Origin of the sequence: Celeribacter ethanolicus (assembly GCF_002407265.1) — a bacterium.
In the GTDB taxonomy this organism is placed as follows: Bacteria; Pseudomonadota; Alphaproteobacteria; order Rhodobacterales; family Rhodobacteraceae; genus Celeribacter; species Celeribacter ethanolicus.
Genome location: NZ_CP022197.1, coordinates 85,954 through 107,483, shown reverse-complemented (window position 1 = coordinate 107,483; position 21,530 = coordinate 85,954). Strand labels below are relative to the sequence as shown.

The following is a 21,530-nucleotide window of genomic DNA, read 5'->3' as shown; positions in this document are numbered from 1 at the left end:
AAAGAATGTCCATGCCTTTGTCCGCACTTCCGTTCCCAAATATCGGGCCGGATATATTTTCGGTTGAGATCGGCACGTTTACGTTGACTCTCCGCTGGTATGCGTTGGCCTATATCATCGGCCTTCTCGTCGGCTGGAGAATTTGTGTTGCCACGGTCAAACGCGCCGCTCTGTGGCCTGCATCGGGCGCCCCGCTAACACCGCGCCAAATTGAGGATCTTTTGACCTGGATTATCATCGGGGTGATCGTTGGCGGGCGGTTAGGGTTCGTGATGTTCTATCAGCGCGGGTTCTATCTTGCCAATCCGTTAGAAATTCTGAAGGTCTGGCAAGGGGGAATGTCATTTCATGGTGGGTTTGCTGGCGTAACCATTGCCGCGCTTGTTTATGGCATCCGTCAGCGTATGCCGCTCCTGAGCATGGCTGACCTTCTCGCTCTGGCAACGCCTCCGGGCTTGTTCTTGGGCCGGATCGCAAATTTCATAAACAATGAACTATGGGGCCGCCCATCGGACATGCCCTGGGCCGTCATATTTCCCGGTGACGCAGCGCAATCATGCCCGGGAATAACCGACATTTGCGCACGGCATCCTTCGCAACTGTACGAAGCCCTTTTGGAAGGCCTGTTGCTTGGCTTCGCTCTCCTATTCCTTGCGTGGCGGCGCGGATGGCTTAGGACACCAGGGGCAATTTGCGGGCTCTTCCTGGCCGGATATGGTTTTGCGAGAAGTTTTGTAGAGTTGTTTCGCCAGCCCGACGCTCAATTCGCAGACGTGAACAATCCGATTGGGTATGTTGTGCAGTTTGGTGACTGGGGGCTTACGATGGGGCAATTCCTTTCCTTGCCGATGTTAGCCGCGGGATTTGGATTACTTTGGCTGGCGCAGAAGCGGTCCGCCATAGGATCGGCATCTTAGGGCGCAAATGAAACTTTCGACGCATTGCCTTATTCTACTGCGATATCCCCTGACGCTTCAGTCGTGATCCTCCTCACCCATTTGGTGCATCATTTCTTCAATCTTTTCGGGGATGTCGCCGGCAGAGAATGCCTTCTGTTCTTCGGAATCGTGAACGAACGCGATGATATCGGCAAGCTCCTGACCTGTGAATTCAATTTGCCCGCCGAGCTCATCCTCTTGGGCAGCGACCATCGCCGGCGCGCCGCGCCACATTCGGGCGGCAAATTCAAACGGGTTCATTGGCAGGTCCATATACGCTGCATCAAGGGCGGGGGCATCCTCGCCTCCGACCCCGTTGATAGAATGACAAACGACACAGCCTTTCGAGGCGAACAGCGCACGCCCCTTGGCTGCATCCATGTTTGGCAGGAACAGTCCGGAGCTCATCATCTGACTCATCGCCCCATTATCTGTCATATGCCCGCTGTCTTGGGCGCCGACTGGCAGCGCCCACACCACAGCAATGGCTAAGATCATCTGTCTGGAAATGTAGGTCATTTTGGTCTCCTTGGTTTGCAGGTGATTGTCTGAACGCTGTTGCCCCTTCTCCGGCGATGGATTGTACCCAATACTGTTTATTGAACGGTCTGATGGACCTCGCGATCGTTCTTGTTTCCCCTCAAATCTGCGCGCGCCGTAGCCGAAGGGAGTTTAGGACGACCGAGATTGAGGAAGCGCTCATGGCAAAGGCCGCAAACATCGGACTGATCAAGATCCCGAGGAATGGGAACAAGATCCCCGCAGCGACGGGCACGCCCGCAGTGTTGTAGATCAGAGCAAAGAACAGGTTCTGGCGTATGTTCCGCATGGTCGCGCGGGCGAGTTTGCGCGCACGCACGATACCGTCGAGGTTCCCTTTGACGAGCGTGAACCCTGCGCTCTCAATGGCCACATCGGCGCCGGTGCCCATGGCAATCCCGACATCGGCCTGAGCCAGGGCAGGTGCATCGTTGACACCGTCGCCGGCCATGGCAACCTTGTGCCCCTTGGCCTGAAGTTCCTTGATGATCTTCGCTTTGTCTTCCGGCATCACATCGGCGCGGATCTCGTCGATGCCTAGACTGGACGCGACGGCCCTAGCGGTACGCTCATTGTCTCCCGTCGCCATGATAATACGGAACCCAAGTGCGTGCAGTTCCTTCAGGGCGGCCGGTGTGGTCGCCTTTACCGGGTCTGCGACGCTGAAAAGACCGGCAACGTCATTCTCGACGACGACAAACATAACCGTTTCGCCATTATCCCGACGGGCATCCGCCTTGTCCCGAAGCTCTGCTGCATCAAGTCCGAGGTCAGTCAGGAGTTTCACGTTGCCGAGCGCCACTACCCGCCCGTCCACCGTGCCTTTGACGCCCTTGCCGGTGACCGCCTCGAAGGCGTCGGCTTTTGCCAGGTCGACGCCACGCTCTTCAGCACCGCGTACGATGGCTTCCGCGAGAGGATGCTCGGAGCCGCGTTCCAGCGATGCGGCAAGCCGAAGCACTTCTACCTCATCGTGACCCGGTTCAGGGTAGACGCCGACAAGTTTCGGCTTGCCTTCCGTCAGCGTGCCGGTCTTGTCGACGATCAGGGTATCGACCTTCTCGAACCGTTCCAGTGCCTCTGCATTCCTGATCAGGACACCCGCCTGCGCGCCGCGCCCCGTCGCCGTCATGATAGACATCGGTGTCGCAAGGCCGAGGGCACAGGGACAAGCGATGATGAGAACGGCAACGGCCGCAATAAGAGCATAGGAAAGGGCCGGGACCGGGCCCCAAATGGCCCAGCCAATGAAGGCCAGCACGGCGATGCCAATAACTGCAGGCACGAAATATCCGGAGACCTTGTCGGCGTATTTCTGGATCGGCGCGCGAGACCGCTGCGCATTGGCCACCATCTCGACGATTTGGCTCAGCATCGTGTCGGCGCCGACGCGCGTCGCCTCCATGATCAGGCTGCCGGTTCCGTTGATCGTGGCACCCGTTACAGGGTCTCCTCCGACCTTTTCTACAGGTACCGGCTCGCCCGTGATCATGCTTTCGTCAACTGAGGACCTGCCTTCGACGACCATACCATCGACCGGCACCTTGTCACCGGGTCGCACACGTAGTCGGTCGCCGACCTGGACCTGTTCCAATGGAACCTCTTCCTCGCTTCCGTCGTCGCGGATAATACGTGCCGTCTTGGCGGCCATATCCAGAAGAGCACGGATCGCCTTGCCAGTGCCTTCGCGAGCGCGCAGCTCCATCACCTGTCCCACAAGGACCAGCGTGACGATCACAGCCGCCGCCTCGAAATAGACGCCGACATGCCCTTCGGCATCCCGGAACCCATCGGGGAATATGCCCGGTGCCAGGACGGCGATGATGCTGAACAGCCATGCGGCGCTTACACCCATGGCAATGAGACTGAACATATTGAGGTTCCTTGTCCGGAACGAGTTCCAGCCACGAACAAGGAAAGGCCAGCCGGACCAAAAGACAACGGGTGTCCCGAGCGCGAGTTCGACCCAGAGGGTGACGCGTTCTCCGAATATCTCGCGCACCCCGCTCAGGCCAAGATAGGGGCCCATGGTCAGCACAAGGAGCGGTACGGTCAAAATGGCCCCCACCCAGAAACGACGGCTGAAATCCACAAGCTCCGGGTTCGGGCCTTCCGCTTCCATGGCGGCCGATTCCAGTTCCAGCCCCATACCGCAGATCGGACAAGACCCGGGATGCGTCTGGCGCACCTGAGGGTGCATCGGACAGGTATAAACCGGGCCAGTGTAGTCGTTGGGAACCGAGTCCAAGTGGTTTGGCTCCACCGCGTCGCCCGTGTGCTGATGATGGGCGTGGTGTTGCGAGGGCTCGCCCTCCGGCACCAGATGCATCTGGCATTTCGGGCAATCTCCCGGTTCGGCGCGGCGTACCTCGGGGTGCATCGGGCAAGTGAAGACCGTGCCCGCGTAGCCAGAAGGAACTTGATCGTCAGATCCGTTGGCATGTTCGTGATGGTTGTTCATTCGGGGATCCTTTCCCGTATTTCTAGCTCATTGCCTCAAACCTAATTCTTCCAGTAACTGGAAGGTCAAGTGGCGCATTGAGCAACTTTCATTTCTGTCGCTAACAGCTCGCCGACGCAGACTGCGTTCGTTGAGTGTGGAATCGTATCGGTACTGACGATCCGCGCGGCACCGGCATGGCGGATTGCTTCCTCTGCGCCGTGTGCGAAAACCGCGTGGATAATTACGCAAGTCGCAGGTCGGGCACCGGCCTGCTCGAGTTGTTCGAGCGTTCGGATCAGCGTGTGTCCGGACGAGGCGATATCATCGAGGATCACGGGTGTCCCCTGTCGGAAAACGGCGCTGCCCGGCAGGCTGATCTCGACCTGCCGATCCCCGGAGCGATGTTTTGTCAGCACTTCGTAGGGGCGTCCGGCGAGCCTGGCGACTTCAGCCACCCATTGCTGGCTTTCGCTGTCAGGCCCAAGGAGCACGGCCTCTGGAACGTTCGCCGCAATCCAGTCGGCCAGCAGAGGGGCTGTGGCGACACGATATGCGGGAATGCGGAACAGCGCTGAAAGGCTCGGGTTGCGATGCAGATGGGGGTCAGCGGTCATCACCCAGTCGAAACATTCATCAAGAAATCCCGCGAAGATCGGGGCGCTCACAGCTTCGCGTGGATGAAACCGCTTGTCCTGGCGCATGTAGCCAAGATAGGGCGCGACCAGCCCCACACGCGCGGCCCCAAGTTCGCGCGCCGTCAGAGCTGCGAAACGCAGAGGCAACGCCAGCCGATCAGGATCGCGCAACGTGGCGAGGAAGGCGATTTCGCGTCCTGCAGGATCGCCGCCGAGCTTCACGAGGGTTTCACCATCGGGAAAATGGTGCAAGTCCACCGGCTGGATTTCGGCACCGGATGTCGCCGCCATTCTGCGCGCCAATGGCTCCATGCCGGGAAAGGGGGCGATAATGGTCATCAGTTTGCCTCCTCAATTGTGCAAAGTCCCAATTGCGCCTCGGCATAGGAGCGGGCGTATTCCAGTTCTCCCAGCGTTTCGGCGTGGATCTCGAACAGCGGCTTGCCAAATTCGATATGGTCACCGATCTGGACCAGAAGGCGCAGCCCTGCGAGCTGCTGCCGCGGTGCGCCGGCGAGTTTCGCTGTGCGCGCGATGCGACGATTGTCAATCGCAATGAGGCGCCCCGCCGTGCGGGAGGTGATCACCGCATGATAACGCGCCTCACCGGGCTCAGTGAAACCGCCTTGTGCATCGCAAATCGCCATGAACTTCGCCTCGGCAGCGCCGCTGTCGAGCAGCTGTGCGGCCACCTTTCGCCCTCCCGCGCTGCCCGTCTCGGGGACAAGGTCCAGCAGCGCTCCAGCGATGTCGAGTGCACGGTCGCGCAGGTCGACAGGGAAGTTCTCGTTGCGGCGTAGCACGGCAAGGACATCTTGGGCTTCAAGTGCGGGTCCAATTCCGCGGCCGACAGGTGCAGTCCCGTCGCTTTGATGGATCGAGAGCGTCAGGCCGATGGCCTTGCCAACGGCGCGGAGCCGCTCTGCCAGCGCAGCGGCGGTTTCCGCCGAGCGGACCTTGGCCGTTGGTCCGACGGGCACATCGATCAGCACGCGCTTCGCACCGACCGCAGCCTTCTTCGACAAGACGCTCGCCACCAGCTGTCCGTCGCTGTCGAAATCGAGTGGCCGTTCAATCCGGATCAGAACATCGTCCGCAGGGCTGAGAGCGAGGTTGCCCCCCCAAACGATGCACCCGCCCTCAGCCTCGACGACGCGTCTCAACGCGGGGATGTCGAGCGAGACGGGAGCCATGACCTCCATCGTGTCGGCCGTGCCTGCGGGGGAAGTGATCGCGCGAGAAGAGGTCTTGGGGATCATCAGCCCCGCCGCCGCGATGATCGAAACGATGATCGGCGTGGTGCGGTTTCCTGGAAGCCCCCCGACGCAATGCTTGTCGTAGATCTCGGCGCCGCCCCAATCCAGCGTTTCGCCCGCCGCCTGCATGGATCGGGTCAGTGCGATGGTTTCCGCAATCGAAAGCCGGTCGCCCGCGCAGGCGGTGATGAAGGCTGCCAGATCGAGATCGGAGAGACGATGATCGAGGACGTCACGAATGATTGCGTCGAACCTTTGCTGCTCAAGGGTTTCTCCATAGACCTTGGCGCGGATCGCTGAGACGGAGTCCGGTGGCTCCGGGTGCGTAAAACTTGCCCGGTCCCCCGGTTGGGGCTTCAGGGCGGCCCAGGCTTCTTCCGACAAGGCGGCAGTGTCGTCGGGCAGCCAGTCGCCATTGGTCAACACGTTCAGCGTGGCAATCACCGACCTGTCGCCGAGCGTGACCTCGATCCGGGTCAGGGCTGCGAAGCCTTCGGCGCGGCAGACGTGGCAGTCTTCGCGCATGAAGACAACGGGTTGCCGGTAAGTGTCGATCCCCGCGCGGGACAGGGCGAGCGTATTGTCGATTTCTGTCATTTTGGATTGTCCAGCCGGATCGTTTCGAGGTGTTCGGGGGCGCGGGCAGGCCAGCCGAGTTCATGTTCGATCCGCCAGCGCAGCCGGTCCGAGGCAGAAGGTTCGCCGTGAGTCACATAGGTCATGCGCGGCGCGCGATCCGACGCGCGCATCCAGGCCAGCAACTCTTCGGCATCGGCATGTCCGGAAAAGGCTTCGAGCTGGATCACCTCTGCCCTGATCGGGAAATCTCGACCGAACATGCGCAGACTGTCCGCGCCAGCGGCCAGTGCCGCCCCGCGGGTACCGCCAGCCTGAAAGCCCGACAGCAGGATTGCGTTGCGCGGGTCGCCGCCGAAGCTGGCGAGGTGATGCAGGATCCGCCCGCCGGTCAACATGCCGCTCGCCGAAATGATGATCATCGGGCCATGCTGCGTGTTCAGCTTCTTCGACTCCTCGACCGAAGTGACCCGCTTGGCGATCTGGAACATCGCAAGGCAATCCTCCCAGGCAACGTGATGTTCTTCGTGATGGCCGTGGTAGATTTCGGTCGCGTCGATCGCCATTGGCGAGTTGAGATAAACCGGCACATATGGGATCTCGCCGCGGTTTTGCAGGCGTGCAATGTGATACATAAGCCCCTGCGCGCGCCCAACCGCGAATGAGGGGATGAGAACCGTACCGCCCCGCCCGAAAACACGTTTCAGGATTGGCAGAAGCTCTTCCTCCGCGTCGATGGCTGCGTGATGGCGATTGCCATAGGTGGATTCACAAACCAACACGTCCGCACCTGAGAACGGTTGTGGTGGTCGCATCAGTGCGTCGTTCTGTCGGCCGAGGTCGCCACTGAAGTGGATTGTCCTTCCCGGCAGTCTGATACGGATCTGCGCCGCACCGAGCAAATGGCCCGCCGGGATGAACTCTGCGGATATTCCGTCACCAACATCGATTGTGCTGTTGAAGGGAACTCTGTGCAAATGCTCAAGCGCCGCCTGAGCATCTTTCAACGTGTAGAGCGGCTTGGGGTTCTTGTGCTTGGAGTATCGGTGCCTTTTGGCAAAACGTGCCTCCTCTTCCTGGATATGGCCGCTGTCCGGCAGGATCAGGCCGCAGAGTTCCTCCGTCGCTTCGGTACACATCACCTTCCCTCGATACCCGCCGCGGATCAGCGCAGGCAGATAGCCTGAGTGATCGAGATGCGCGTGCGTCAGAAGTACGGTGTCAATGGTGGAGGGGCGTACCGGAAACGCCTTGCGGTTGCGGTCCCGCAGCGATTTGAAGCCTTGAAACAAGCCACAATCAACTAGAATGCGGCGATCCCCGGTTTCAATCAGATAGCGCGATCCGGTTACTGTTCCGGCGGCTCCCAGAAAACGAAGTGTTGGGCGAGTGTCCTGTGCCATGATCCTGTGCCTTTCATTCCCATCGGCAGCCCTTCAGGGAAGCGCCACCATCTGATGTCCTTCTCCTTCGACAGAAACTGTTTCACGCGTTTGCAGTGAGCTGGTATCGATGAGCCAAACCACGGGCTCTGCACGGCTTGAGACATAAAGGATGTCGGAGCCTGGAATTACCGTCAGGTGGTAGGGTTCTGGTGCAAGCGTGGCTGTGCGCACTTCCCCGGTAGCGAGTGCAACTGAGGCGAGTTTGTCCTCTCCCCTACCCGCGACGAACAAAGTTGCCCCATCATTTGACAGCCCCAGTCCATGAATCTCGCCGCCAATTTCGAAGGTCCGCAGCTTTTCACCGGTACTCAAAAACAGTTCCAGAACCTGACCTGCGTCCGCGTCTGCCACAAAGAGTCGATCAGTTTCGGGCGAAACCGCCGTATGTTCCGGGGTGTCACCTGCAATGAAGTTGCGACGAACGATACCCCGCGACAGGTCTACTTCGCTGATCGTTCCGTTACCGGTGTTGGAGACGTAGACGAGATTGGGATCAGTTCCGAACGCTGCATAGTTCGGCATCGATCCAGTCGGGACAAATGCCGTCATGCCGAAAGTCGCCAGGTCAATCACCGATATTCCGTCACCTGCCGGATGGGTCGCAACGGCAAAGCGTCCATCAGGGGAAACTGCCGTATGATGTACGGCACCCGGCACCTCTATCCGACGCAGGATATCGCCACTTTTTGCGTCCAGAATCGAGAGAAGACTGATCCCGGCATCGGGTGGCCCCATTGGCGCGGCCTTTGGTGCGTGGTGCGCGGCGTGATCGTCTGCAGACACGGTGGAGGGCTTTTCTAGCGCCGCGACATCCTCGCGCGGGATCTCCGAATAGCTGCCGGCGACCAGATACGGCACGCCGGGTGCGCCTGCGAGACCGTGGACCGCCTCGACATCATTGATCCGACGCAGGACTTTTCCAGTCTCCGCCTGAACCATCAGGACTGAATTGGCGCTGCCCTCTGGAATGAAGACCGTAGGCGGAGCGGCCAAAGCTGGTGCTGACACGAACAAAGTGGCGAGCGTATAGGCGATGCGGGGCGACATGTTCATTTTTGGAACCTTTATCTGGTCGAGATCATGCGGTGGCCGTGGCGAGGGCAGAAAACCGGCGGATCCACGGTTAATAGGAGCGAATGAAGTGAGGAGCGCGGTCAGGCAGAATCCGGACATCCAGACTACGAGCCTGTCGAAAAACCTAAGCGTCACGATTGGCGTAAAAGCCGAAAGGGAGGCGCTTCGCTACCTCGCTGACTGGAATGCTCAGAAGAGAATGGGGACGTGTATGAATTCGTCATCGGCGAAAGACGCCGATTGCCGCCACGACATTACCATTCGCGTGCTACGGTTCGAAACTACTGCGCTGACAAGCCCGTTAGGGATCAGAGCAGCGGCGCAACCGGGATGAATTCCGCAATCCGCGTCCAGAATAACGTGGACGGAGGAATTTGCGTCGGTGACCTGAACAATCTGCGTCTCTAACCCGGCAGGCTCGCCCTCATGCGCATGCAAACCATCGGCAATGAGACCGAAAAACAAGGCTCCGATCAATATCAGGACGAAGCTGACGCGAATACGCGACACTCTTCTGACATCGATATGTGGCCTTGATCGCATGATTTGAGTCCTTCCTAGGTGATTATAACACGCTATCCAGATGGTGTGGTTGATCTAAATCAGGGCGTTAAATGCTGCCTGACTCGGCGTCCTTGATGCGCAGCTTAGGCGAAATTACTCAGTCGGCACTTTGCTCCAAAGTGTTTCCAAATCTGGAAACCTTCACATCGTCCTCGATGAGCGTTGCTTGAGCGGCCCCCGGACGCGCCGCGTGCAGAGCAGCAAGAACATCCTGAGTCGACAATATTTCAGACAGGATAATTCCTTCGGGAGCAGACGGCCCATAAACCGCGTTGAATGGAATGCCGTAACGGTTGTTGGTCTCCAAAAAACGGGTGATCGCGTCATCTGGGCGGGTCCAGTCGGCCAGCATCGGCGTGACACCAGAGCTGTTCAATGCCGAAAGAACCGGGTCGCGTTCAAGAACGAGCGCCTTGTTGGCTTTGCAGGTCAAACACCAATCGGCGGTTACATCGACAAAAACGACCTCTCCGCGTGAAACCCGACGGGCAATATCGCCGCGGTCAAATGTGACCCAGGCAATTTTTCCTGCTTGGGCATCGGGTGCGGCGGGTGTTGCCAAGAATGGCGCGGCCGCGACCGCGAGTGCCGCCAGCGCCAGCCCAAAGGGCCAGCGAAGAGATCTTGGCACCCAGGGCGATGCCGCTATGAAGAGCATAACCGCACCGAGAGATGCAACTGTTAGGGCCGCGCGCGATCCAGCAACGCCGAGCAGGACATAGAACAGCCATGCCGCGGTACCCATCAGGAGGATGCCAAGGCCGGCTTTCAAGGCGATCATCCAGCGGCCGGGCTTGGGCACGAACCGAACAACGTTCGGCACGATGGCCACCAACAGATATGGGCTGGCCAGACCTAACCCGAGAAAGGTGAAAACGACAGCGATGTCTATCACCCGCCCCGCAAGTGCGAATGCGATAGCTGTTCCAAGAAACGGCGCGGAGCAGGGAGTAGCCATGACCGCCCCGAAAAATCCGGTGGCAAAATCCGCTCCATAACCGGCCGTACCTCCTGCTTTCATCAACCGCGTTGTCAGGGCGGCTGGCAAAGAGAATTCGAACAGTCCAAACAGGTTTGCGGTGAACAGACCAAGGATCAGGAGCATCAGAACCAGGAACGTTGGGCTCTGGAACTGGAGCCCCCAACCGACGGCAACGCCAATCTTTTGCAATGCGAAGAGAACAGCCGCGAGTGCCCACATAAAGACCATGACTCCGGCGGCGGCGGCCAAGAAGCCTGCCCTGACTTGGGCATTGCCGCGTCCTTCGGATTTCAGGGCAGAAGATAACTTGATCGACAGAACAGGAAGCACGCAAGGCATGGCGTTCAGGATCAAGCCCCCAAGAAAAGCGATGATGGCGATCCAGATCACTTGATCAATGCCGGGGACCACCCGATCAATACTGAAAGGGGGAGTTGGGGCGGTTGTTGCCCGATCTGGCGTGACGGTGAGGGCGTGATCCGGCCCGTCCGTCACGGTTACCCGTGGCGGCGCGTCTGTATCTGCCATGTAGGCAAGAATTGGGAATTCAGCCCAAAGCGTTCGCCCGCTTGCCCCAAGGCGAATGTCGGGCTTCCCCAACGTGTTGCCATCACCAATTTCAGGAAAGACGTCCGGGGTTTTGAAGGCAGTCGTGGCAGCTATTTCTATCGTTAGGCGGGTGAAATCATCGTTTATATGGGATGTGGCGGCGGTCACGCCTGCCGCTCCTCCTTCCGCCGGAACGCGTGCGAGAAATGCCCCGATACGATTAGCCGAGACTTGATCGATTGAGTTCCCCTGAGGCAACGAAAGTGCCAAGTCAAAATCCTGGGGGACACAAACTGCTGAGCAGGTCAAGAGCTTGACGTTTGCTCTGAGTTCGACAGGTTCCCCAGGATCCTTCAGGGTGATCTGAAGTGGAAAGACAACCTCATCATGATAGCCGAAGTTTTCGATGCCAAAGGCAGTGAACCGCTCGGGCGCAGGCCATAGGAAATCAACGCCCGCGACATTCGTCGACCCGCTCCAGTCGATCTGTGGCGGAATGCCAACCTCGCCAGGCGAACGCCAATAGGTTTTCCATCCGTCAGCAAGGTTCAGATCCAGACCGGCGGAGAGCGTTTGAGCTTCGGCGGAAACGGCATCCTCGGCGGAGATCAGCCGCGCTTCCACCGCAGTGACCTTGTGGGCGACTGATACCTCGGCCGTTGCAGCAAAGGGGATCAAGAGCCAGAACATTGCGGCAGCGAGGGTACCGCAGAAAGCAAGACGGATTGGCGAGCGCCAGATGGTCATCGCACTATCTCCAGGCTTTGAACTTGAGTGGCAACAAAGCCTGATCGGCCGTTTACACAATCCAACTGGCCCACACCGTTGGAGATAGGCCCTGCCAGACGACATCCATTGGGCAGCTCCAGCTCTGGTGACTTTGTCGACAAAGTTGGCGGCGGGTTTGTCGGGCACAGGACTGGTCCGCCGGAACAAGCGCTCACGAAAATCGCTCCCAAGAAGACAGTCGCCAGCCGCGCTCTTGTTCTCATTTCGACTTACCGCCGGACGGCGCTGTCGGTCATATCTTCAATCGGCACTGGCTGGGGGGCGGTCTGCTTGTGCTCTTTGCTTCCATGGCATGAACGCCCCATCATCTTGTGCATCACAAAATGGGCGCCAACGCAGAGCACCAGAGGCGCAAAGACGGTAGCGTTTGCCCAAAGGCCTGCGACGGTGCCTCCGCCAATCAGGAAAGCTGCGATGGGTAGAAGCATGACAGCACAGCAAGCCATCATGCCCCAGTGCATCAACTTTCCGTGGCGATTGCCACCTGACTCGCTATCCTCTTGCATGGAATCCACCTCTGATTTTGGTCAACGCATCCTGTTTAGCTTGATCTCCCGCTGGAAGGTCAAGGATACACTTCGATACAAATCTTGCGGCCTGTTGCGGTTGAGATTCAGCCCCATCTGAGCAATGCCTGTCTCGTCCAATTGAGTAACCAAGGACGAACAAATGGCAGAGAGACCGAGTTTGAACAGGCGGAGCCTGATTGCAATTTCAGGCGCATTCTTGATGACCCCCCACACTCTTCGGGCGGAAGAGGCTGGTGTGGTAAGACGCAATATCTCGTCGTTCGTTCTCCACAATTGGCGTGATCACTTTGACCGTCTCGGGAAGGGCATCATCATTTCGGATACTGTCACAAAGGTGCTCCAACACTGGACAGAGGATGAAGAGATGCGGATTTACCCGACCTCTGTTCCCTTGACTGATGAATTGACGAAGCGCGGGTATACAGAAGTTGTCGAGAAACGGGAAAATCCAAGTTGGGCGCCGACCCCTTCAATGCGGGAACGCAATCCGGAATGGCCAGCCTATGTGCCTGGAGGAGATCCCTCCAATCCTCTGGGAACGCGTGCGCTCTATCTGTCGTGGCAATACTACCGGATCCACGGAACCCAAGACACGCGGAAAATCGGGCGTCGATCATCAAACGGCTGCATCGGCCTTTACAACGAACATATAGAAGAGGTCTTCGATCGCACGCCGGTCGGGACGCAGGTTAAGTTGATCTGAACGGATCACATGCAGGAGAGTAAAACACTATGAATTTCTGGGGATGGTTCGTTAGCGGGTTCTTCGTGCTCGGCCTTGGAGCGGTCGGTTGGCAAGCGTTGCAGCCGGCCCCGGCGCAGACCGCTCAAGGACACTCAATGGTTCCGCCGGACACGAGCGGCATTCCTCAGGGCGCGCCCATTGCCAATGTAATAATTCCCGCTGAGTTTTCGCCGCAAGCCCAAATGGGGCAACGCGCGTTCGAGGCAAAATGCGCCAGCTGTCATGGTGAAAATGCCGCAGGCCAGAATGGGGTCGCTCCTCCGCTTGTTCACAAAATCTACGAGCCGAACCACCATTCCGATGCCGCGTTCCTGAATGCGGCGCAAAACGGCGTCCAATCTCATCATTGGAATTTTGGCAATATGCCTCCCGTTGAAGGCCTCACCCAAGGTGATGTGAAGATGATTGCTGGATACGTGCGCGAACTGCAGCGCGCGAACGGGATCAACTGACTTTGGTCGTCAGGCTGAACATCTTCCGTAGCGCGATCCAGATTCTCCTGCTGGTCTCGATTGCGTTATTTGTCGTTCTCCCGGCGGGATCTCTCGATGCAATTGGCCATGAAACGGTCGCTGCCAAAGTTTCCGAACGAAGTGCGCAAAAACATCAGACCTCTCATGAGGAAGATGCAGATAATCTTCTCCCCGGGCATTGCGATCCGGGGCCGGACTGCTCGAAAAATATGGTAATTGTCATTTTATCAGCTCCGAGAGCTTCGACCAACTTGTCGCAATTGCCTCGCGAACATCCAGATCAGAGCTTTTCTAACCGGAATGTCCTAAGGGACACCCCGCCTCCCAAACACCTATCCTGACCTAGGGGCAACCACGCCTCATCAAATTAAATCTATCAAGCATGGAAATACAGGATACGGAACGATGAAAAGCAAACTGATGATCGGCCTCTTGGCAGGAACGACAATGGCCGCAGCTGCATTTGCACATGGTGGCGCGGAAGGCGTCGTCAAGGAACGCATGGACGGCATGATGGCCATGGGGCAATCGGTCAAAGAACTGGCTCCGATGATGCGTGGTGAAATCACCTATGATGCTGAAGCTGTTCGTGCGGGAGCACGCGTCTTTGTCGAACATAGCGAAGGCATGACCGAATTGTTTCCCGAAGGGTCTGCTGGGAAACCGTCGGAAGCAAAGCCCGAGATCTGGTCGGATTGGGAAGAATTCAGTGCGCTCGCAGAGCAGCTCAAGGTGGTTAGCGAAGGTCTTGCCAAAGCCGCCGACAACGGGCTTATGGCGTCAGCGGCGGGAATGGATGCAGGCTCTATGATGGGCACGCAATCCCCCGGTGGCATGATGGGAGCTTCGTCCATGATGGGAACTTCGTCAGGAAGCCCGATGATGGACTATGCCTCGATGCCCGCAGATGGGGCATTCAACATGGTGACCCAGACATGTTCGGCATGTCACGCGAAATTCCGCTACGAGGCGAAGTAAAGATGGGCCGGATGAAAAAACTGGTCTTTGCTGCAGGGGCGCTTGGCGCCCTTGTGGTCGGCGGCCTTGTGATCTGGCCGATTGGCAAGGTGCCCGCGTCGATCACGCAAACGGGTGATGTCCAGCGCGGCGCCTATTTGGCTCGCGTATCCGGGTGCATTTCATGCCACACCAATTCAGAGGCTGGCGGCGCCGCACTCGCAGGCGGCGCGGGGCTGGCGACAGATTTTGGCACGTTTTTTCCGCCCAATCTGACGACAGACAAAGAGAGCGGCATCGGGGGGTGGACGGTTGAGCAGTTCGCCAAGGCGGTTCGCCAGGGCATTAGTCCTAGCGGAGAGCCGTATTATCCCGCTTTTTCCTATCCGTTCTATGCGGATTTCACGGATCAGGACATTGCCGACCTTTGGGCAGCTTTCCAGACCGTGCCACCGGTCGCCGAGGCAGCGCTTGAGCATGATGTCAAGTTTCCTTTCGATCAGAGATGGGGCCTGAAGCTATGGCGGGCGGCCTATCTCTACGATCCACCCACGGAACCCATTGACGAGAAAAACGCACAATGGAACCGCGGTCGCGAGCTGGTTCGAGGTGCAGCACATTGCGGTGCTTGCCACACGCCACGCAATATCGGAGGCGGGCGCCTGCTTGACGCGGTTTTTGCTGGAAATGAGGCATTGCCAGGGGGGAGCAAGGCGCCTTCGATCACGCCGAACTCACTGGCGGAACGCGGCTGGACCGTTTCCAACCTCGCCTATGCGTTGCGTACTGGCGTGACGCCGTCAGGCGACGCTTTCGGCGGCAGCATGGTGGAGGTCGTGCAGGGCAATACGCGCTTTTTGTCCCCCGATGATCTGGAAGCGATGGCCGTGTACTTGCTTGATGGTGACGAACCTCGAGCCGACCGGGTCGCTCAGGGCGAGGGCGCCGCTGCTAATAAAGACATGTGACTGCAATAGAGACAATGTGTGAGCCAAAACTGGCTCGCACAACAAACGAGAACGAAATGACACACACCAGAAGAGCATTCATTCAATCGGGGTTGGCAATGAGTGCGTTGAGCGTCTTCCCTAAGGCTGGATCAGCAGCCACCCCTGAATTTCAGGTGATGACAGCGCAAAGTGGCGCCGTACAACTCGCCCCTCCGGACTACCCCAAGACGGAGATTTGGGGCTATGACGGAAAGTTTCCTGGCCCCGTGATCCGTGTTCGGCAGGGCGCGCGTCTTCAACGTCGGCTCGTCAACAAGTTGCCGCAGGCGACGTCCCTGCACTGGCATGGCGTGCGGATATCAAATGCGATGGACGGCGTGGCCGGGCTCACCCAAGATGCCATCCCCACAGGCGAAACCTTCGACTACGATTTTGCCGTTCCAGATGCAGGAACTTTTTGGTTTCACGCGCATAATCGCTCCGTCGAACAGGTCGCTCGTGGGCTCTACGGAGCGTTGATCGTCGAAGAACCGATAGCCCCGGATGTTGATCGCGATGAAGTCCTTATTCTTGACGATTGGCTCCTCAACCCGGAGACCGCACAACTCGACCCAGATTTTGAAGCCGTTCATGATCGTAGCCATGCAGGCCGACGTGGCAACTTTGTCGCCACCAACGGAAGCTTCAATTCTACGCTCAACGTGAGCCAGGGTGAGCGGATGCGGCTTCGGTTGATCAACGCGGCAAATGCCAGGATCTTTGTTTTGGGCCTGTCAGGTCTAAAGGGGTGGGTGATGGCGTTCGACGGAATGCCACTGGTGACGCCGAGTGAGATCAGCGAACCGATCATCCTTGGGCCGGGCCAACGAGCGGATTTGTTTGTCGACGTCATTGCGGATGAAGGGGAAAGTGCTCATCTGGTGCGGCTTGAAGACGGCCAGGGATTTGCCCAAACCGAGTTTCGCGTGACCGGCACTTTGGCCTCCGCTGTGCGGGATGTCCCCCAAGTTCTGCCACCGAACCCTAATATGGATGTGCCGGGACTGGAGCAGGCGAGACGCATCAGGCTCAACATGGAAGGCGGGGCAATGGGCAACCTTGACGCAGCCATACTTGAGGGTGAGCGAAAAACGTTCCGCCAACTGGTCGACGCGAACCAGTTCTGGGCTTTCAATGGTACCGTGGGCATGACCGAGAAGCCACTGGCTAGCCTGTCACGCGGTGAAACAGCGCGAGTGGAGATCTACAACGATACATCCTTCCCCCACGCCATGCATTTGCACGGGATGCATTTCCGGGAGGTGCTGGAGGGCGGTGAAGTTGGTCCCCTGCGGGATACCTTGCTGATGTTCGGTGGCGAGACTCGCGAGATCGCCTTCGTTGCCGACAATCCGGGAAAGTGGCTGTTTCACTGTCACATGCTCTCGCACGCGGCATCCGGCATGATGACGTGGCTGGAGGTCGCATGAGATCAGCTTACCTGGCGGTAATTTCATCCATTGGCCTGATTGGGCTAGGTGCAACCTGGTGGTTCAGCGGCAATGCCTCCCAGGGTTCTTCCCCGTTTGACGACGTCAATATCGAACTGGGGCAAGCTCTCTATTCTGAAAACTGTGCGTCCTGCCATGGCGCCAATCTCGAAGGGCAACCAGACTGGCGAAGCCCTGGTTCAGATGGCCGCCTGCCCGCGCCGCCGCATGATCGCAACGGTCATACCTGGCACCATAGTGACCAGATTTTGTTCTCCTACACCAAGCTCGGGGGGGCGGAACTGATGCGACAACAGGGCTCAGATTTCGATAGTGGCATGCCGGGCTTCGCCGGCAAACTCACAGATCAGGAAATTTGGAACATTCTCGGCTTCATTAAGTCGACCTGGCCAGAGCGAGAGCGCAATGCTCAGGCCGCACGCACAGCAGCAGAACAAGAGGGATAATGGACATGATTTTCAGAAATTTGATGCTCGTATCGTCATTTGCCTTACTTCCAATGGCAGTGCAGGCCGCAGACCTGGACGAAGCGCGGGTCAAGGAACTTGTATATGAGGCTATCCGCGAGAATCCGCAAATCATCATGGAAGCAGTCGAAATACTTCAACGTCAGGACGCCGAAGCCCAGGCACAAGCGCAGGCAACCGTCTTGCGCGATCAGCGACAATTGCTCGAGCAAGACCCGAATGCACCGGTTCTCGGCAATCCCGATGGGGATGTGACCGTTATCGAATTTTTCGATTACAACTGCCCATATTGTCGACGCGCTATGCCGGAAGTTCAGGCTCTGTTGGAGGCCGATCCTGATGTGCGTCTGGTCTATCGCGAATGGCCAATTCTCGGGGACGGGTCAGTGTTTGCAACCAAAGCTGCACTCGCATCGCGGCTGCAAGGCAAGTATGAGGCATTCCACTGGGCCCTAATGGGTATGAACGGCCGGGCGGAAGAGGCAAGCGTTCTCAGGATAGCACAAGAAGTTGGTCTCGACATCGAACGCCTTCAAACCGACATGGAGCGCCCCGAAATTGAAGAGCACATCGCGACCTCGATGCGGTTGACGCAGTCGCTCGGCTTCAGTGGCACGCCTTCATTTGTGATCGGCGACAATCTGGTTCCAGGCTTCGTGGAGAGCGATAAGCTCACGGAACTGGTCGACAACGTGCGGGCGTCGGCAAACTAGCACTCTGCGGTGGGTTCTGACATCACGCCCGATGAGCAATGATGCAGGCGAATGAGCCGGAGCCCCTACATACCAAAAGACCTAGGCACGGCCTACCACTGAAAGAGGCGGCGAGAAGATGACTTACCTTTGGTATCTTATTGCTGCCTTTGCCGAGATCGCCGGATGTTTTGCTTTCTGGGCATGGTTGCGGCTCGATCGTTCGCCACTTTTGGTCGGGCCAGGTCTGGTAAGTTTGGCACTCTTCGCATGGCTTTTGACGCGCGCAGAAAGCGAAATGGCCGGTCGGGCATATGCAGCTTACGGGGGCGTCTACATAGCGGCGTCCATGATCTGGATGTGGCTAGTGGAGGGGAGCCGACCGGACCGCTGGGACATTGCAGGCATTCTTCTTTGCCTCTTAGGCAGTGCTCTCATCCTGTTGCCTTCGCGCTCATGATCTGCGGAACCTCAGAAAACCAGGCAAATCCGTCGCTAGAAATCGCTAGGTCATCGCACCCGTCACGACGGGTGCGATGACCCATAGATTAGGCAGTCACGGTATTTTCGTACCCAGCTTCACGAAGCAGGGCCGTCAGCCGTTCTGTTGACAGTGCACCTTCAACAGAAACCGTGCGGGCCGGAATGTCGCAAGATACGCTCGCATTTGCGTCAGCTGCCTTGATCGCCTTTTCGATCGTACTGGTGCAATGACCACAACTCATGTCGGGAACGTTGAATTTCATGTCGATGTCTCCTCTGTGACAGCTTGTTCAGTGCAGATGGGGCTTCCAGTGGGGGGAAGGTCAAGGGTCTCCGTAGATTTTTAAAGCGAAGCCAGGAAAGTTCAAATTGGGTATTGACCTTCCAGTCACTGGAACTCCTATTTGGGGTGTCAAATGGGATTCCAGGAGACTGAAATGACAGATCAATCCAAAGTGACGCTCTCGATTGAAGGAATGTCTTGCGCCTCATGCGTAGGGCGCGTGGATCGGGGCCTAGCCGCGTTGAGGGGAATATCCGATGTCTCGGTGAACCTCGCGAACGAGACGGCGCGTTTCAGCGTGGATGGTTCGCCCCACCTGCAAGATGCGGTCCAAGCCCTGAAAGATCTCGGGTATCCAGCGCGAACGGCATCCGTGACGCTGAACATCGCGTCCATGTCATGTGCTTCTTGTGTCGGGCGCGTCGACAAGGCACTTGCCTTGGTTCCCGGCGTGTTGGAGGTCAACGTTAATCTTGCGGCGGAAAATGCGCGCATCACATATCTTGAGGGCATGACCGACCCTGTGGCCCTCATCCGTGCATCCGAGCAAGCCGGATATCCAGGCAGCGTGGCCGAGGCCACGGCAACACAGGATCGCACTTCGCGAAAAGAAGAGGAAGCGCGCGGGTTGGCACGCCGGGTGGCACTGGCCGCAGCACTCGCTTTGCCGGTTTTCCTGATGGAAATGGGCGGGCACCTGATCCCGGCCGTGCATATGGCGATCAACAATACCATAGGACAGCAGGCCAGCTGGTTGATCCAGTTCATCCTCACAACGGCTGTGCTCATTGGGCCCGGCCGACAGTTCTATCTGAAAGGGTTTCCGGCCTTGCTGAAAGGTGCTCCAGACATGAACAGTCTGGTCGCCGTCGGCACAGGCGCAGCTTATCTTTATTCAGTTGTCGCAACGTTCTTCCCGTCGCTGATGCCCGAGGCCGTCCGCGCTGTCTACTTCGAGGCCGCCGCGGTCATCGTGGTCCTGATCCTGATCGGGCGCTGGCTCGAAGCGCGAGCGAAAGGGCGAACAGGGGCTGCAATCGAGAAGCTGCTCGGCCTACAGGCTCGTACGGCGCGTATTTTGCGTGACGGCGATGCGGTCGAGGTCGAGATCGATGCCTTGCGCACCGGAGATCTGATTGTTGTGCGCCCCGGAGAACGACTCGCCGTGGACGGTGAGGTTGTGGACGGCGAAAGCCATGTCGATGAAAGCATGATCACCGGGGAACCCGTGCCGGTCGGCAAGTCGGCTGGTGATCCTGTCACGGGCGGTACGGTCAATGGCGCGGGCAGTCTGACCTATAAAGCAACGCGTGTTGGTGCGGATACCACGTTGTCCCAAATCATCCGCATGGTCGAAGATGCGCAGGGCGCCAAGCTCCCCATTCAAGGGTTGGTGGATCGGATCACGCTTTGGTTCGTCCCCGCTGTGATGACCCTCGCCGCCTTGACGATCCTTGTCTGGCTAATATTCGGCCCTGATCCCGCCCTCACCTATGCGCTGGTCGCGGGTGTCTCAGTTCTCATCATTGCTTGTCCCTGCGCGATGGGACTGGCGACGCCGACGTCGATCATGGTCGGGACCGGTCGCGCTGCTGAAATGGGCGTGTTGTTCCGCAAGGGGGATGCTCTGCAAGCATTGGGGGACGTCAAGGTTGTCGCTCTGGACAAGACCGGCACCGTCACCGCCGGACGTCCCGCGCTGACCGACCTTGTGCTGGCGGAAGGAGCCGAGCGCTGCACCGTTCTTGCGGCAGTCGCATCGGTCGAAGCCAGATCAGAACACCCGATCGCCGAAGCTATCGTGCGCGGCGCGCAGGCGGAAAACATCAGACTGTCGGAACCGAGCGCGTTTACTTCGATTACAGGGTATGGCGTGCGCGCCATCGTTGACGGGGCCGAGGTTGTTGTCGGAGCTGACCGAATGATGCAGCGCGAAGGGATCGATCTTGGTGAACTCGCAGAGGCTGAAACTATGCTCGCACGGCAAGGTCGCACCGCACTCTTCGCCGCAATCAATGGCAAGGCGGTGGCTGCGATTGGCGTCGCCGATCCGGTCAAACCCTCGAGCCGAGCCGCGATTGCCGCACTGCACAGTCTGGGTTTGAAGGTGGCAATGATTACCGGCGACAAACGCGAAACGGCAGAAGCAATTGCCGAAGAGACTGGTATCGACCACGTGATCGCGGGGGTCTTGCCCGACGGCAAGGTGGCGGCACTGGAAAATCTGCGCCAGCAGGGCACATTGGCCTTTGTTGGCGATGGCATCAACGATGCACCCGCGCTCGCCCACGCGGATGTCGGCATCGCCATCGGCACTGGCACGGATGTGGCGATCGAAAGCGCAGATGTCGTATTGATGTCCGGTGATCTTCGCGGCGTTGTGAACGCTTTCGAGATCTCGCGACACACCATGCGAAACATCAAACAGAACCTTGGTTGGGCCTTTGGTTACAATGTGGCTTTGATACCCTTGGCCGCCGGAGCGCTTTATCCGAGTTTCGCCGTGCTGCTGTCACCGGTCGTCGCTGCCGGTGCGATGGCACTTAGCTCGGTCTTTGTCTTGACGAACGCCTTGCGGCTGCGGCGCGTAAGACCGGCGATGGACGAGCGCCAAGAGTCTGGGCGGGTGGAGGACTTCGCCCCCGTCCCGGCCGAGTGAGAGGAGGCAG

At 58.4% G+C, this 21,530-nt stretch carries 19 protein-coding genes; 10 read left to right on the top strand and 9 right to left on the bottom strand.

All coding sequences use genetic code 11. The annotated features are described in order from the left end of the window. The first annotated feature begins 11 nt into the window (after positions 1-11). Positions 12-917, top strand: coding sequence for a prolipoprotein diacylglyceryl transferase (lgt, locus tag CEW89_RS20375; protein WP_009573622.1), 906 nt, complete (start codon positions 12-14; stop codon positions 915-917). A 57-nt stretch (positions 918-974) separates the two neighbouring features. Here lgt and CEW89_RS20370 read toward each other — a convergent pair whose 3' ends face one another. From CEW89_RS20370 to CEW89_RS20330, 8 genes are all read right to left on the bottom strand, one after another. Continuing rightward, on the bottom strand, positions 975-1,457 hold the full coding sequence (locus CEW89_RS20370; RefSeq protein ID WP_009573623.1) for a c-type cytochrome: 483 nt from the start codon (positions 1,455-1,457) through the stop codon (positions 975-977). A gap of 121 nt (positions 1,458-1,578) precedes the next feature. Continuing rightward, on the bottom strand, positions 1,579-3,939 hold the full coding sequence (locus CEW89_RS20365; protein ID WP_096807336.1) for a copper-transporting P-type ATPase: 2,361 nt from the start codon (positions 3,937-3,939) through the stop codon (positions 1,579-1,581). A 65-nt stretch (positions 3,940-4,004) separates the two neighbouring features. Beyond that, complete coding sequence (locus CEW89_RS20360) at positions 4,005-4,895, bottom strand: ribose-phosphate diphosphokinase (protein WP_009573625.1); 891 nt, start codon at positions 4,893-4,895, stop codon at positions 4,005-4,007. Further along, positions 4,895-6,409: a thymidine phosphorylase family protein gene (locus tag CEW89_RS20355; RefSeq protein ID WP_066707498.1), complete on the bottom strand. Its 1,515-nt coding sequence runs from the start codon at positions 6,407-6,409 to the stop codon at positions 4,895-4,897. The genes CEW89_RS20360 and CEW89_RS20355 overlap by 1 nt, the downstream gene beginning before the upstream one ends. After that, complete coding sequence (locus CEW89_RS20350; RefSeq protein WP_066707496.1) at positions 6,406-7,791, bottom strand: MBL fold metallo-hydrolase RNA specificity domain-containing protein; 1,386 nt, start codon at positions 7,789-7,791, stop codon at positions 6,406-6,408. The genes CEW89_RS20355 and CEW89_RS20350 overlap by 4 nt, the downstream gene beginning before the upstream one ends. A gap of 33 nt (positions 7,792-7,824) precedes the next feature. Beyond that, on the bottom strand, positions 7,825-8,886 hold the full coding sequence (locus tag CEW89_RS20345) for a YncE family protein (protein WP_096807335.1): 1,062 nt from the start codon (positions 8,884-8,886) through the stop codon (positions 7,825-7,827). Positions 8,887-9,568: 682 nt separating this feature from the next. Beyond that, the gene (locus tag CEW89_RS20335) at positions 9,569-11,749 is read right to left on the bottom strand and encodes a protein-disulfide reductase DsbD family protein (RefSeq protein WP_009573630.1); all 2,181 of its coding nucleotides are present in this window, start codon (positions 11,747-11,749) and stop codon (positions 9,569-9,571) included. 251 nt (positions 11,750-12,000) lie between these two features. Continuing rightward, complete coding sequence (locus tag CEW89_RS20330; RefSeq protein WP_066707491.1) at positions 12,001-12,297, bottom strand: DUF2933 domain-containing protein; 297 nt, start codon at positions 12,295-12,297, stop codon at positions 12,001-12,003. Positions 12,298-12,460: 163 nt separating this feature from the next. On the opposite strand from CEW89_RS20330, the gene CEW89_RS20325 reads away from it, so the two are divergent. From CEW89_RS20325 to CEW89_RS20290, 8 genes are all read left to right on the top strand, one after another. Further along, the gene (locus tag CEW89_RS20325) at positions 12,461-13,024 is read left to right on the top strand and encodes a L,D-transpeptidase (RefSeq protein WP_066707488.1); all 564 of its coding nucleotides are present in this window, start codon (positions 12,461-12,463) and stop codon (positions 13,022-13,024) included. A gap of 29 nt (positions 13,025-13,053) precedes the next feature. Further along, a complete protein-coding gene (locus tag CEW89_RS20320) occupies positions 13,054-13,518 on the top strand; it encodes a c-type cytochrome (protein ID WP_066707486.1) in 465 nt (154 codons plus the stop codon). Positions 13,519-13,944: 426 nt separating this feature from the next. Next, a complete protein-coding gene (locus CEW89_RS20315) occupies positions 13,945-14,517 on the top strand; it encodes a c-type cytochrome (RefSeq protein ID WP_066707483.1) in 573 nt (190 codons plus the stop codon). Between the two features lie 2 nt (positions 14,518-14,519). Beyond that, entirely contained in the window at positions 14,520-15,464 is a 945-nt protein-coding gene (locus tag CEW89_RS20310) for a c-type cytochrome (protein WP_066707480.1), read from the top strand. A gap of 56 nt (positions 15,465-15,520) precedes the next feature. After that, positions 15,521-16,915 (top strand): multicopper oxidase family protein, encoded by a 1,395-nt coding sequence (locus CEW89_RS20305; protein WP_009573640.1) that lies wholly within the window; start codon positions 15,521-15,523, stop codon positions 16,913-16,915. Then, positions 16,912-17,382: a c-type cytochrome gene (locus CEW89_RS20300; RefSeq protein ID WP_009573641.1), complete on the top strand. Its 471-nt coding sequence runs from the start codon at positions 16,912-16,914 to the stop codon at positions 17,380-17,382. Before CEW89_RS20305 ends, CEW89_RS20300 begins: the two co-directional genes overlap by 4 nt. Beyond that, on the top strand, positions 17,382-18,116 hold the full coding sequence (locus CEW89_RS20295; RefSeq protein ID WP_009573642.1) for a DsbA family protein: 735 nt from the start codon (positions 17,382-17,384) through the stop codon (positions 18,114-18,116). Before CEW89_RS20300 ends, CEW89_RS20295 begins: the two co-directional genes overlap by 1 nt. A gap of 118 nt (positions 18,117-18,234) precedes the next feature. Beyond that, the gene (locus CEW89_RS20290; RefSeq protein ID WP_009573643.1) at positions 18,235-18,555 is read left to right on the top strand and encodes a YnfA family protein; all 321 of its coding nucleotides are present in this window, start codon (positions 18,235-18,237) and stop codon (positions 18,553-18,555) included. Between the two features lie 88 nt (positions 18,556-18,643). Here CEW89_RS20290 and CEW89_RS20285 read toward each other — a convergent pair whose 3' ends face one another. After that, the gene (locus tag CEW89_RS20285) at positions 18,644-18,841 is read right to left on the bottom strand and encodes a heavy-metal-associated domain-containing protein (RefSeq protein WP_009573644.1); all 198 of its coding nucleotides are present in this window, start codon (positions 18,839-18,841) and stop codon (positions 18,644-18,646) included. A gap of 174 nt (positions 18,842-19,015) precedes the next feature. On the opposite strand from CEW89_RS20285, the gene CEW89_RS20280 reads away from it, so the two are divergent. Beyond that, positions 19,016-21,520 (top strand): heavy metal translocating P-type ATPase, encoded by a 2,505-nt coding sequence (locus CEW89_RS20280; RefSeq protein WP_096807333.1) that lies wholly within the window; start codon positions 19,016-19,018, stop codon positions 21,518-21,520. The last annotated feature ends 10 nt before the right edge of the window (positions 21,521-21,530 follow it).